The 13509-nt window shown below is 49.1% G+C and carries 14 protein-coding genes; 5 read left to right on the plus strand and 9 right to left on the minus strand.

Annotation, left to right across the window (positions count from 1 at the left end):
• Nucleotides 1–267: 267 nt before the first annotated feature.
• Nucleotides 268–984, plus strand: coding sequence for a DUF881 domain-containing protein (locus tag L7E55_RS08490; protein WP_277443713.1), 717 nt, complete (start codon nt 268–270; stop codon nt 982–984).
• A 13-nt stretch (nt 985–997) separates the two neighbouring features.
• Nucleotides 998–1747: a DUF881 domain-containing protein gene (locus L7E55_RS08495; protein ID WP_277443714.1), complete on the plus strand. Its 750-nt coding sequence runs from the start codon at nt 998–1000 to the stop codon at nt 1745–1747.
• A gap of 44 nt (nt 1748–1791) precedes the next feature.
• On the opposite strand, the gene L7E55_RS08500 is transcribed toward L7E55_RS08495, so the two are convergent.
• The gene (locus tag L7E55_RS08500; RefSeq protein ID WP_277443715.1) at nt 1792–3672 is read right to left on the minus strand and encodes an S-layer homology domain-containing protein; all 1881 of its coding nucleotides are present in this window, start codon (nt 3670–3672) and stop codon (nt 1792–1794) included.
• Nucleotides 3673–4020: 348 nt separating this feature from the next.
• Between L7E55_RS08500 and L7E55_RS08505 the strand changes: the two genes are divergently transcribed.
• Nucleotides 4021–4779: a class I SAM-dependent DNA methyltransferase gene (locus L7E55_RS08505; protein WP_277443716.1), complete on the plus strand. Its 759-nt coding sequence runs from the start codon at nt 4021–4023 to the stop codon at nt 4777–4779.
• A 30-nt stretch (nt 4780–4809) separates the two neighbouring features.
• Nucleotides 4810–5319, plus strand: coding sequence for a GyrI-like domain-containing protein (locus L7E55_RS08510; RefSeq protein WP_277443717.1), 510 nt, complete (start codon nt 4810–4812; stop codon nt 5317–5319).
• A gap of 11 nt (nt 5320–5330) precedes the next feature.
• Here L7E55_RS08510 and L7E55_RS08515 read toward each other — a convergent pair whose 3' ends face one another.
• The 3 genes from L7E55_RS08515 to L7E55_RS08525 form a co-directional block, all read right to left on the minus strand.
• A complete protein-coding gene (locus L7E55_RS08515) occupies nt 5331–6140 on the minus strand; it encodes an ABC transporter permease (RefSeq protein ID WP_277443718.1) in 810 nt (269 codons plus the stop codon).
• Nucleotide 6141: 1 nt separating this feature from the next.
• Complete coding sequence (locus L7E55_RS08520) at nt 6142–6795, minus strand: ABC transporter ATP-binding protein (RefSeq protein ID WP_277443719.1); 654 nt, start codon at nt 6793–6795, stop codon at nt 6142–6144.
• A gap of 73 nt (nt 6796–6868) precedes the next feature.
• Nucleotides 6869–7306, minus strand: a complete 438-nt coding sequence (locus L7E55_RS08525; protein WP_277443720.1) for a hypothetical protein — start codon at nt 7304–7306, stop codon at nt 6869–6871.
• 139 nt (nt 7307–7445) lie between these two features.
• On the opposite strand from L7E55_RS08525, the gene L7E55_RS08530 reads away from it, so the two are divergent.
• Nucleotides 7446–8126 carry a class I SAM-dependent methyltransferase gene (locus tag L7E55_RS08530; RefSeq protein WP_277443721.1) on the plus strand — a complete coding sequence of 227 codons (681 nt, stop codon included), beginning with the start codon at nt 7446–7448 and terminating at the stop codon, nt 8124–8126.
• A 14-nt stretch (nt 8127–8140) separates the two neighbouring features.
• Here L7E55_RS08530 and L7E55_RS08535 read toward each other — a convergent pair whose 3' ends face one another.
• The 5 genes from L7E55_RS08535 to L7E55_RS08555 form a co-directional block, all read right to left on the minus strand.
• Complete coding sequence (locus tag L7E55_RS08535; RefSeq protein ID WP_277443722.1) at nt 8141–8362, minus strand: hypothetical protein; 222 nt, start codon at nt 8360–8362, stop codon at nt 8141–8143.
• Nucleotides 8363–8393: 31 nt separating this feature from the next.
• The gene (locus L7E55_RS08540) at nt 8394–9491 is read right to left on the minus strand and encodes a GerAB/ArcD/ProY family transporter (RefSeq protein ID WP_277443723.1); all 1098 of its coding nucleotides are present in this window, start codon (nt 9489–9491) and stop codon (nt 8394–8396) included.
• Between the two features lie 63 nt (nt 9492–9554).
• Nucleotides 9555–10745, minus strand: a complete 1191-nt coding sequence (locus tag L7E55_RS08545; protein ID WP_277443724.1) for a Ger(x)C family spore germination protein — start codon at nt 10743–10745, stop codon at nt 9555–9557.
• Nucleotides 10742–11842 carry a GerAB/ArcD/ProY family transporter gene (locus L7E55_RS08550; RefSeq protein ID WP_277443725.1) on the minus strand — a complete coding sequence of 367 codons (1101 nt, stop codon included), beginning with the start codon at nt 11840–11842 and terminating at the stop codon, nt 10742–10744. Before L7E55_RS08550 ends, L7E55_RS08545 begins: the two co-directional genes overlap by 4 nt.
• A gap of 6 nt (nt 11843–11848) precedes the next feature.
• Nucleotides 11849–13495 carry a spore germination protein gene (locus L7E55_RS08555; protein WP_277443726.1) on the minus strand — a complete coding sequence of 549 codons (1647 nt, stop codon included), beginning with the start codon at nt 13493–13495 and terminating at the stop codon, nt 11849–11851.
• Between the last annotated feature and the right edge of the window lie 14 nt (nt 13496–13509).

Raw genomic sequence — 13509 nt, forward strand, 5'->3', positions numbered from 1 at the left:
TATTCCCTAAAGGATGGTCCATTATGGGATTTTGGTGAACCCGTCTGTTTCTCACAACGTCTTATATATAGAGGCTCATGAATTATAAATCAGTTGAGGCGATAGCTTGGCAAAACGAACAGTATTGATGCCAAGGGGAATCTCCTTAACGAGGTTGTCAGATTGCCGGACAAGTATTATCAAAGAGCAAAGCATGAATTTGAAGACGTTGATTGGTCGCAAGAGGTTTATCTTTGACAGGTTAGTAAATGTAAGGGGTAAGCAGTGATGAGTACGGTGAGGTTGAAAAATATCTACTGGTCAGTGGCCTTGGCAAGCCTCGTTCTTGGAGTAATTCTGGCCGTGCAATTCCGCATTACCAGTGATATGCAGCATAATGAGGCTATCCAGAGAACACAGGAATTGGCGCAACAGGTGGAACAGATGAAAAAAGAACACGAAGTATTACAAACGCAATTACTCAGGATGCGCGGGCAACTGGAAAGTTTGTCCACTGAATCTCTCACGCCACAAATTAAAGAAGAGATGGAACTCGCGACGATTTTCGCAGGTATAACCAAACTTACCGGCAGCGGCGTGGAAGTGACTTTAAGAGACAATAACGCCTCACCCAAATTCACCGACAATCCCAACGCCAATCTCGTTCATGATGAAGACATATTAAGAGTAGTGAACGAACTGAAAGCGGCGGGGGCCGAGGCTGTCGCGATTAATGGCCAGCGTGTGATAGCCGCCACCGAGATCAGCTGCAACGGACCCACTATCAGAATAAATAAAAAGGCGCTTGCTCCTCCTTTTGTCATAACTGCCATTGGCAGCCCTGAAACCTTGGAAAGCGCCTTGAAGATGAGGGGCGGTGTAGTTGACTACTTGCAGTTTTTCGGCATCCAGATTTCAGTTAAGAAGCTGGAACAGCTTACAATCCCGGCTTATTCCGGGAGCATCAAGTCGGATTATATAGTTGAAAAGGATATTGACACTTAGGGTGATGCGTTAAGTGAAATCAAAAATAGAGAGATCAGAGAGAGGTTTTAATCTGAATAAGGTTTTTTTCTTGTCAATTTCCTTCGTTGCCGTTTTGTCCGGAGTGCTCCTGGGCTACCAGTTTCGCGCCACCAGCGCCGGCAATATTGTTGTCCCCCGGGATAGAGAGCAGGAATTGGCTTTGGAGAAAAAAAGCTTGGTAGAGGATTTGCATGAGCTGCAGGTTGAAATTTCTGATCTGTCAGTCAAACTGGAGCAAGCCGGGATAGGGCAAAGCGAGGCTAATGAAGCGATGGAAAGAGAACTAGCCAGAATAAGACGATTTGCCGGTTTAGCCCCAGTGTCCGGGCCGGGAGTGGAGTTGGTTGCGCAAATTCGCCCGGAACAGGACGGGTCCGGTACCGCCTATGAACTAAAAGATATTGCAGACCAACATCTTTTAACAATTGTTAACGAATTGAACAAGGCGGGGGCGGAAGCCATAGCCATAAATGGCCAGCGGATCACGCCCATCAGCGAGATACGCCTGGCCGGCAACCACATCAACGTTAACGGGACTCCCATATCACCTCCTTACCATATCATCGCCATCGGCAATGCCTCTGCTCTGAAGAGCAGGCTGGAATTGAAAGGTGGCCTTGCCGAAAGTCTCCTAAGCAATTATGGCATTTCAGTCGAAACGCAGGAAAAAAATGAGGTTGTGATACCGGCTTTTGCAGGGGAGCTGAATTTTGAATATGCGAAACCTGTTAAAGAGAATTAATCCCGTACGGTTATTCGACGACAATGGCGGCAATCGTTTTTCTTCTAAGTCTGGCGCCAGGCCATAAAATCCCGGCACGAAGTATAACCGTAAAAACCGAACAGATCCTCCCTTGCGGGAAGCAATTCCACTACCTTTTCCGGCTGTCCGCCGTTGGCCCCGATTATCCAGATGGCATTATCCCGTACATACAGGACATGGTCTCCATCTTTTGACCAGACTGGCTGGTACACGCCCGTTCCGGCGTCCGTCAGGGGGTGAGCGCCGGAGCCGTCCGAATTCTGGACCCAGAGTGTGCGTGTCGCCACCCAGGCAGCCAGTTCCCCGTCGTTATCAAAGCCCCACACCTGATCGCCCAGGTTCTTGGCGGCCACGAAAGCGATGCGGCTGCCGTCCGGAGAGAATGAGGGGTCGATAGCGACACTGCCTTCTGGATTCTTAAGCTTCTGAACGATCCCGGACGCCAGGTCTATAGTGGCCAGGCTTTTTCTTGACCAGACAATACGCCAGTCGCCCGTCACCATCAGCAGGCTCCCCTGCGGTGACAAGGACTGCCACCCTTTGTGAGCAAGACCGGTACTGAGGAGTTTAGGTTCGGCATCTCCCAGCCGAAAGCTCCATAAACCCATTCCGTCAGCCGCCAAGGAAGCTGAGTGTAATGGGTCCAACCAATATAGCAAACCTTTACCGTCGGGCCACCAGGCAGCTACCTGTATACCGGCCTGTGGAACCACCAGTCGCTGAACAGGCTGACCGCCATCAACATCAATGGTATAAAGTGCATCACTGCGGTCCTGTGGTTCATCCGACGGCAGCGTAACATTGTAAGCCAGGGACTTGCCGTCAGGCGACCAGGTCAAATGAAACGTTCCTTCGGACTGGACCAGCCGGCGCGGTTCACCGTTCGCCGGTACCAACCAGACGCCATTTTGTATGGCTACCGCCAGCACGTTATCAATGGGCGACCAAAAAAATCTCTGGCGACCGACAGGCTCGGGCAGCCCCTGAACCTGGTGGGCCAGCGAACCGTCCCGGCGTACCAGCCAAAGCGGGCCGGTACCGGCATCTTGATCGGTGACGCGGATAAACGCCAGCCACTGGCCGTCGTAAGACCAGGCTGGTTGCAACGCCCTGCCGGACCCGGTCAGTTGCTTGACCTCTCCCGTTTCGCCATCAAGCGCGTAGAGCAAACCCTGCCGGATGAAAGCCAGGTCGCCTTGATCCTTGAAGGCGGCTGTATTCACATCCGGGGGATCCGTTACTGGATTGCTGGAGTCCACTGGTGTTGCTACAGCCAGGGTTTTTAAAGTTTGATTTAAAATGGTCGCTAGCTCCGCGCGAGTTATCTTTTCGTCAGGTTTGAATTCGCTGCCGGTGTACCTCATTATACTGGTGTTGAAGACAAAGCTGATATCAGATTGTTGTTTTTGGGTCAAATTAGTTGTATCAATATAATTCGGCCACATCATGGTGGTAATAACCGACAGCTTTTTTGCCGCAAAAGAGTCAGCTATCGCACTGGCTACTTCTGCTCTAGTGACAGCTTCATAAGGTTTAAACTTTCTGCCGGTGATATTAAAGATATTTTTATAGCCCATAATCATTGAAGCTTTACTATACCATATATTGTCCTCCACATCGTCATACAAGTCAGAAGGGACAGGTGCTTTTATAAACTTTAAGTCATCATAATTCAAATCGAAGGTTTTAATTAAACATACTGCCAGTTGCGCCCGGTCAACAAATTCGTCCGGGTTGAATTTATTGCCTCCTGTACCAATCATTATCCCTTTTTCGTAAACGGCTTCAATGTCAGCGGAAGCCTGGTGCGACTGAATGTCGTCAAAGGGTATCCGGGCAAAACCCGCGTGCGGGACTATCAGAAGAGTTGATACTAACAAAAAAATTAACAAAGCTCTTTTCATGGTTCTCCTCTTTCTTCACTTGTATTTAAAATGTTGGACGATTGAGAGTACTAAAAGGTTCATCATGTCATGGTAAAATAGCGTGGAAAAAGGGGACATGGCTTACGTTCATGGCCCCGGTGGGTGGAACGCATGGGTTTATAAAAAAGATATCGTCTTTCATCCTTTTTGATCCTTAATGATCACCAGGAGGATGAGCGACGCCTCGTTGATTAAAATAATGCCAGCTGTGCTTCGCATAACAGTTTTTTTCTGTAAAGGTTATTTGTTTCAGAGGCTAACAGAGCTTGGGTGGAGAAATTATATTTTTAAAATGCTTTCTGGTAAAATTATGGAGGTAATCCTTATATGTATGAGACAATACGATTTGATCAAGTGGCAGACTTGTATGATCACTATGTGAATGTCGATTTTGATATTGATTTCTTTCTTAAAGAAGCTAAGAAGGCAAAAGGCAAGATATTAGAATTAACATCGGGTACCGGCAGAGTATCCATGCCCCTGTTAAACGCCGGTATAGATCTAACTTGTGTCGATTACTCAGGAGAGATGCTGGCAGTTCTGAAAAAGAAAATAGAGAAAAGCGGGTTGAACTGCCAAGTGCATAATATGGATATTACCGAGCTTTCATTGGAGAATAAATATGATCTTATTTTAATTCCGTTTAATTCATTATCAGAAATAACAGAGAAAAGAAAACATAAAAAAACTCTTGAAGGAGTATATAATCACCTGACTGAAACCGGGGTGTTTATTTGTACGTTGCATAACCCCAAAATACGTCTTAAGACTATTGATGGTACACTTAGGCATATGGGAAAGTACCAAATTAGTAATGACAGAACATTGATTATGCAGTATATTTTTAATTATAGTGATAAGTCTCAAATAGTAAGCGGGCTGCAATTTTATGAGATTTATGATAATAATAACAATTTAATTGGGAAAAGATATCTTGATGTGAACTTTTATTTGTTTCAAAAGAAAGAATTTGAAGAACTGATAAAATTAGTGGGTTACCAAATTATAGATTTGTACGGAGACTATTCTTATTCCAGATTCGACGAAGAGACCAGTCCATATATGATTTGGAAACTGAAACGATGACAGCAATGATTAGGAAGTGGGGAGTAAAAAATGGTTGCTAAAATGCCCGTTCCCGTTCTGATTGAGAAGCAGCCACAGCTTATGGCTGTAATCACCACTAAAGGTGATCCAAACGTTGTTATGGAAAAAGCTATGCCTGCCTTGTATGGAGCGGTCTATCATTTGAAGTTCCAATTGAAAAAGCAGGGAATAGATTTCAAAGTCGGGAAGTTAATCGGCCGTTGGCCGGATGCTCATCTGGTTCCCCAAAATGAGTGGACGGGCATTTGGGGTTTGCCGGTGCCGTCAGGGACAACTGAGTTGCTGCAAAAGAGTGATGAATATCCAGTGCGGATTGAACTTTGGGAGTATGGCACAGTAGCGGAGATTTTACATGTTGGCCCTTATTCAGAAGAAGGTCCCGCAGTCGAACGCCTGCATAATTTTATCGAAGAAAACGGCTTTGAAATTACCGGGTCACATGAAGAGGAGTATTTAACCAAACCGACATCCAAAGTTGTAAAAACGATTATCAGATATCCGGTTGGGAAGAAGGCGTAGAAATGGTTAGGTTACAACGAGCCCTCTTTGCTCTGCCGGATGGACTGTTGCAGCGCGCCGTCCCCGTTAAACAGCTTTTTGTAAGAAAGACCGACGAGGATGATGCAGCCAATAGCCACGGCGGCTGAAATCATCAGCATGACTACAATTTGATAACGCACGGCTTCCCGCGGATCAGCCCCGCCCAGGATCTGGCCGGTCATCATGCCCGGCAGACTGACCAATCCCACCACCATCAACGAATTGATGGTAGGAGTCATACCGGCTCTAACGGCTTCGCGGACACTGGTCTGGATGGCCTCCCAGGGGGTGGCTCCAAAAGTGAGCATGGTCTCGATTAAAGCCGAGCCGGACCTGGCCTCGCTGTACAAACGGTCCAGGGAGACGGCTATTCCGTTCATTGCGTTGCCCAGAATCATCCCGAAAATGGGAATGACAATTCTGGCGGAATACCAGGGCTCCGGGGCGATTATCAGAACGGTAACGATCGAACCGACCAGAAAGGTACTGGCCAGAAGAGAGGCGAAAGCCAGCACGGTGGGGTAGTTGGGGACGTTCGGTGTTCTTGTTACCGCTGTTTTTGCGGCGATGTAGCACATCAGGGTCACTATGGCAATAATCAGGAAGAGGTTATTAATTTTAAAGATATAGGTGAGAGCGTAGCCGACGAGCACGAGTTGGACGAAGGTCCGGATAGTACCCCAGATTAGGGGCCTTAGCAAGCCCAGTTTTAAGAAAGAGGAGATTCCCCCGGTTATAAGCACCAATAAGACTGTAAAAGCCAGTTGAAAGTTTGAAATGGGTATAGTGGCGTTTTCCATGTTATTCCCCCCTTTGCTGTTTCCCTATATCCAGGAAGGAAACATGGCGCAAACCTTCATAATCATTATTATGGGTCACCAGCAAAGCGGCACGGGAAGGGCCTTCCAGCCATTGGGACAGAGTCAGGTGCAGGGCCCGGCGCGATTCTTCGTCCAAAGCCGCGGCGGGCTCGTCCAGCAGCATAACCTTGGGGCCGATTAGCAATGCCCTGACGAAGGCCAGCCTGGCGGCCTCACCTCCGGAAAGCGTTCTGGCGTCCTGTTCCCATAGACTATCACTAAGCAGCAATTTCTTCATATAAATCCTGGCTTGGTCCAGATTCAATCCTCTTTTGGACAGCAGCTTTGTCTCAAAGGGTTTGGCCAGGTTGCCGGCAACCGTTCCGTCGAAGAGGGCCGGCTTTTGGGCCAGGTAGTGCACGTCAGCTCTCCAGGTGGTCCCCGGTATCTGCAGCCAGTTCTGTCCTTCCAGGAAGACATCCCCGCTGTCACAGGGCTGTAGCCTGGCCAGGATCCGGAGCAAGGTGGATTTCCCCGACCCCGAATAGCCTTGCACCACCAGGATATTGCCGGACGCTACCGAGCCGGAAACAGTAACTTGGCGCGATTGGCCAAAACCAAGGGTGTAGGTTACGTCGTTAAATTGAAAATGCATTTTTTATACCTGCCTAAATTCCGATAAATATCTCCCGGTGATCCAATACTAATATTCATTGTGCGCTTCAAGCCTATGTTTCTTCTTCTTTTACCAGGCGAATAGACCAGGAAGATATTTTACCGGCCGCATTGTATAAGACGCCTTTTCCGATATACTCTGAGTCATTAATTTTTGTCAAAAATTCAGAGCCGAATAAATCTCCTTTTTCAGTGCTGAACAAGGAAATAATTGAATCGTCAATGACCACGAATCTTCCTAATAATGTCCCCAGCCCTGGGTTAAAGGATTTCCACGAAGTAAAGTCCTTTTCGAAGGGGACGATTTCATAGTCGTTTCTTAATTCTACCGGGTCTTCTCCTGAAAGAGTCATATAACTATTATTTAACCACAAATCATTAAGGTGGGTTATTTCGGACTGTCCTTCAACATTTGATGGATTACCGTTTTCATCATAATAGATCCCTTTTGCGAGCCATATGCCTTCTAAAAATAAATAAGTATGTTTCATAAATAACCTCCAAAATTTTATACTATCGGTGAACATAATTGTGAATGAACACTAAACACTTTTTAACATGGAATTAGTCAAAAGGCAAGATGAACAGTGAAAAAACAGCCGTTTATATAAACGGGGGAGGGGCCGTTGTATGAGCAATGACATTAAAATGAAGTTCGACCATGTTTCTATGAATTATGACCGTCAAAGAAAGCAGTTGATTCCTTGTTTCAATGATTTTTACGGTATCGCCGTATCATTAATCGAGCCGGTATGCGAAAGGCCAACTGTTTTAGACATCGGCGCCGGAACCGGACTTTTCTCTTCATTCCTCCTGGGCAAAATTCCTGAGGCAAGGTTAACTTTAATCGATATCTCGGAAAAGATGCTGCAGGTCGCTAAAGATAGATTTAAGAATGTAAGTGACGTAAAGTATATAGCCGGTGATTACACTAATTACGTTTCACCCCGGAAATATGACATGATCATTTCAGCTTTATCCATCCATCATCTTGATGACGATCAGAAGCTCAAATTGTACAAGCAGTGTTACTTGATGCTCAAACCAAACGGGATATTCATAAACGCTGATCAAGTAAGAGGAAACACGCCATATACTGACTCCATCTTTAAAAAACATTGGAAATCAGGTGTTGAAAACAGTGGACTATCAAGAGAAGAGATAGCGTCCGGCTACGAGAGAATCAAGCTGGATAAGGAAGCTACCCTTCCCCAACAACTAAGCTGGCTTGAAGAAGCCGGTTTCTCGGATGTTGACTGTGTTTATAAATACTATCATTTCGCGGTTATGTTCGGGAGAAAGCTGGTTTGATTTAATCATGTGGCTTAAGGTTTTCTTAAAAAATCAGCCAGAGGCTTGAACAGCGCCTCGATCGGCGCATTGGGCTTGAATGGCCGTATGCCGTATACCTGCGGGATGGTAAGGGCCATGCCGATGACCAGAAAGACTGAAAAAGCCGCCAATTCCCGCCACATCTTCTTCCGTACCAGGCCGGGCACCTCAAGCCAAATAATCAGCGCAAAAGCCAGCAGCACCAATATTATCATAAAACTTGTCAGCTCCCTTTCAGCGTTTTCTTCAATTCTGCTTTACTCCCTGCCCCCTGATTACGGCAACGACCAGCAGCAGGAGGGGGATGCCCGCCATAAATATCAGTTCGGCAGGCGCGAACAAACTCAGGAAAGCGAATAAATCCATAATACTGTCATGCGCCATGATGGACAGGGCCAAAAGGATTACCCCCACAGGCAAGACCAGCGGCTTGTAATCCTTCAGTTCCAGCCACTGGACGCTGCCCAGCACCGCCGCCCTGTATAGAATGCTGATTTTGATCAGGGCTCCGGCCACCCAGATAATCATAATGATAGGCTCCAGGCGATCCAGAAAATTGGCCAGGTGAATCATCCTGGCCCCGTTTAAGGCGGGGAAAAACCACCCGGCAGTGACCTCCGGACCGAATATAGCTATAATGTCAACAAATGCAATAATCATAAAAAACCTGGTGATTATAGTGGCCGACGCGGCAATTTTAAACGCTTCTTTTGTTTTATTCAAGTAAGGAATAAGTACAGCCATGATGAAGATTTCCCCCATCCAGAGAGCAGGCATTGCGGCGCCTTTGATAATAGGCACGGATCCGTTGTCAACAAAAACCGGCAGTAGTTTTTTCAAGTCCATTTCCGGGGTGGCCATAATCACCAGAAGAATATTCGACACCAGGATGACGGGCAGGACAATCTCATTTGCCCGGGTGAACACCTCCAGGCCGTTGCGCACAGCATAAGCGGCTATCCCAACAATTAGTATCATAAAAACAATCATTGGTGTTTCAGGCATAAAGGCGGAGACCAAAAAAGTGCCGTACTCCCTGATGATTTCGCCATTGATATGGATATAAAACCAGATGTACAGGAGAGCGACAACCTTCCCCGGCCATCTGCCCAGGATTGCCTCCGGATACTGAAAAATGGTTTTGCCCGGAAAACGCAAGCTTAGGTTTACCGCCAGCCAGGCGATTAGTAGACCCAAAAGGATGGCCAGCAGCATTGAGATCCAACTGTCCTGCTTGGCTAAACGAGCGACTGAGGAGGTAATAAAAATTGAGGCAGTGGCTATAACCATGCTCACCATCAAGAAAATTGCTTGTTTGCCCTCAATTTTGCCCCTTTCAAGCATGACCGCTCACCGCCTTCATTGCTTCATACTTACCTCCCCGCCGGGGTTGAAGTTTTATCCGGGCTATTCTTTTTCACTTGTTTTTCCAGCCTCTAAACCGCTGCGTCTCAAATGAGCTTCCACTGTAAAGTTAACCCCGGCGCCGGCGAATACCTCATCCCACCTGTCTTTCAACTCCGCCCACGCTTTGGGATACTTCCGGTGGAAAGCCGCCCCGAAATCAAAGATGTCCACCCCGTATTCCCGCTGGGCCTTCTCCAGGGTAAGTCTCGCTTTTTCTTCCACTTCTCCGGCCATTTCTTTTTCTACGGCCTCCCGCACCTCACGCTCCATGATTTCCTCGCCGGACTGCTGCTCCAATAAATCCCCTTCTACAACTATTTTCACATTAAACCATACCGACTCCCCGTCATACTGCGGTTGCGCTTCCGTATGACCACGGATAATATCGATAGACATTTCCTTACCCGGCTCGGTGAGGGAAGGGACACTGATAATCCCTTTCAAGACCTTGCCCCTGAGCCAGAGCAGCCCCCGGGTTTCCGATTCGTCCAGCCACCCCGCCAGCGTTTCACCACGAAACACAGCCGTCCCCGTTAGGGCGGCTCCTTTCTGCTGAACAGGTTTACCCGGTACCAATCCCCCCAAAGTAACTCCACGCTCGACAACGTCAACCCGGGAGGCGATGGGGTTGCTCCCTTTGGTGGCCAGCATAATGAGAAAATCTTTTAAGTTAACGGAATAGCCCGTTTTAGCCCTGGCCAAGTAACCGATGTCCTGTGCTGAAGTTTTTTCCAGTTCCGAATAGGTTTCCAGGATATCTTTAGCCTCCCCTTTGGCCACCATGACCCATATGGTTTCGCGGGGCTGCGGCGCGCGGGAGAAAAAATCCATATAGCGGCGTATGCCGCAGCGGGCCGCTTCTTCCCCAAAAACCAAAATCACGTTGTGTGCCCAGTAGATGTGACGGGAGATCCGGTTGGCCAGTTTTCTCTGGGCGTCGAGAACGGTTTCGCCTGTCCCGGAAACCACCCAGGTAGGCGGTTCCGTTCCAACAGCCCCCCCTGCAGACCCGCCGGCAGAAGCGCTGGGCTTGGCCAACTGTAAAGTCAGCCGGACTTGAGCATCGGGGGTGCGGTCAACCCCCGCTCCCAGTACAATAGCCAGTTCGTTGAGTTCTTTGCGGCTCCAGCAGCCGCTTGAGACGCCGGCCATAAAGAACAGCAATAATAAGCAAGCCAGCAGTTTCTTCATTGTCTCGCTCCTCCCTGTCCCCTGAATACGGCAACAACCAGCAGCAGGAGGGGGATACCCGCCTGAAATACGATTGATAAAGGTAGCGCGGACGTACTCAAGTAAGTGTATAAATCCAGAATACTGTCATGCGCCATGACGGACAGAGCCAAAAGGATTACCCCCACCGGCAGGACCAGCGGCTTGTAATCATTCAGTTCCAGCCACTGGGCGCTGCCCAGCGCCGCCGCCCAGTAAAAAATGCAGATTTTCACCAGACCTCCGGCCACCCAGACGAACATAATAATTGCTTCCAGCCGTTCCAGAAATGTGGCTATATGGACCATTCTGACCTTGTTCAAGCTTGGAAAAATCCACCCGGCGACGGCCTCGGGACCATATAATGCCATACTGTTGACGTATGAAAAGATTAGAATGCCGCCAGTAATTATAGTGGCTGCCGCAGCCACCCGGTAAGCCTCTTTTGCTTTGTTCAGGCAGGGGATGAGCACTGCCATGACGGCGATCTCCCCCAGCCAGACGGCGGGCATGACAGAACCTTTTATAACAGGCACGACTCCGTTGTCGATATAAACCGGCAGTAATCTTTTCAAGTCCAATTCGGGGATAAGGAGAATATTCACAACAAGAACCATTCCCAAAATAACCGGCAAGAGGACCTCATTCGCCCGGGTAAACACCTCCAGGCCGTTCCGCACGGCATAGGCGGCTATAACCATAATAAGTAATTCAAAAACAATGATCGGTGTTTCAGGCATAAAGGCGGCAACCATAAAAGAACCAAACTGCCGGAGGATTTCGGAATTCAAATTGATCAACCACCAGATATACAATAAGGCGATAACTTTCCCCGGCCACCTGCCCAGGATTACCTCGGGGAACTGAAATATGGTCTTCCCCGGAAACCGCAGGCTTAAGTTTACCACCAGCCGGGCAATCAGCAGCACGGCAAGGGTGGCCAGCAGCAGCGAGATCCAGCCGTCCTGTTTGGCCAAACGGGCAGTTACGGAGGCCATGAAAAGAAAGGCCGTGGGCAGGACCATGCTCACCATCAAGAATATGGCCTGTTTGCTGCTGATTTTTCCCCCTTCAAGCATTGCCGCTCACCGCCTTCGCTTGCCCCCGGCCGGGGGCGGAGTCGGTTTAAGCCCTCTCGCCGCCCGCTGCGGGTTTGCCATGCCGACCAGCCTGGGACGGCGCAGCATGGCCCACCAGGGTACCCGCACGGCCACGTCTTTCAGATCGCCTGTATTTAGCGGCGCCACCGGCGACAGGTAGGGAACGCCAAAAGAGCGCAGGGTGGCCAGGTGCACCAGGATGGCCAGCGCTCCGCAGATCACTCCGTACAGCCCCAGGGTGCCTGCCAGCACCATGACGGGAAACCTCAAGATGCGCAAGGTAGTACTGATGTAATAATAAAAAATAAAGGAGGCAATACCTGTCAGGGCCACCAGTATTACCGTTCCCGCGGCGACAAGCCCGGCCCGCACGGCGGCCTCCCCGATGACCAGCGCGCCCACGATACTGACCGCCTGGCCCACCTGCCGCGGCAGGCGGATACCGGCTTCCCTCAGGATTTCAAAAATAAACTCCATCATGATTGTCTCGACAAAAGCCGGGAAGGGCACCGTTTCCCGCTGGGCCGCCAGACTCAAAAGCAAGGCCGTCGGCAGCATCTCGTGGTGAAAAGTGACAATGGCAATATACAATGAAGGGGCAAAAAGGGAAATGGCCATGGAAACCCAGCGGACCAACCTGACCGTTGAACTGTAAAGCGACCGCTCGTAGTAGTCCTCAGGTGATTGCAGGGCTTCCACAAACAAAAACGGTACAGTCAACGCGTAGGGAGTGCCGTCGACCAGGATGGCCACCCGCCCTTCCAGCAACTGCGCCGCCACTTTGTCCGGCCGCTCGGTGTGGCCGACGGTGCTGAATGGGCTCCAGGGGTTGTCCTCGATCAGTTCCTCTATGTAACTGGTTTCCAGAATGGCATCAATATTTATCCTGTTTAACCGCTCCTTGACCTCGGCAACCACTTTATCATTAACAATGCCGTTGATATAAACTACCGCCACGTCAGTTTTAGTTACCCGCCCCAGCTTCATTGCTTCAATTTTCAGGTTGGAATTCTTGATCTTGCGGCGGATTAAGGATATATTAACCCGAATGGTTTCGATAAAAGCTTCCCGGGGACCGCGCACCACCAATTCCGTCTGGGATTCCTCCACTTTCCGGCTTTCCCAACCCCTGGTGGCGTTGATGATGGCACACGCGTGCCCGTCCACAAGCAAAACGGCGTCCCCCGATAACACGGCGTCAATGACCCGGCCCAGATTGTTTGTTTCCTCAATCTGTTGAATGGGCAGAAGCTTCTTTTTGATCAGCGCGAATACCCGGGCTCTGGTGAATTCCCCGCCCCGTTCCGCCAGCGGGGCGTCAAGCATCAGGCTGCGCATAATCTGGGCACTGATCTGGATTTTATCAGCCATACCGTCCAGATAGATGATCGCCAGCTTGATCCGTTCGTCCTGGGCAAAGTCAAACTCCCGGTAGATCACGTCGCTGCATTCACTTAAAATTGCTCTGATTTGCCGCAGGTTGGCTTGCAGATCCGCGCTTAATTCCATATTCTGCAGTTTCTGATTTGAGATAGTGTTATCCCTCTGGAAGTCCTTGGGGGCATTGTCCTGCCCTGGATTTGATTTGCTGCGCCACGGCAACCTAAATCCAAGAGGTTTAATGAATCTCATCTAAGAAAAATATC

It is taken from the genome of Pelotomaculum isophthalicicum JI, assembly GCF_029478095.1.
Classification (GTDB): Bacteria; Bacillota; Desulfotomaculia; order Desulfotomaculales; family Pelotomaculaceae; genus Pelotomaculum_D; species Pelotomaculum_D isophthalicicum.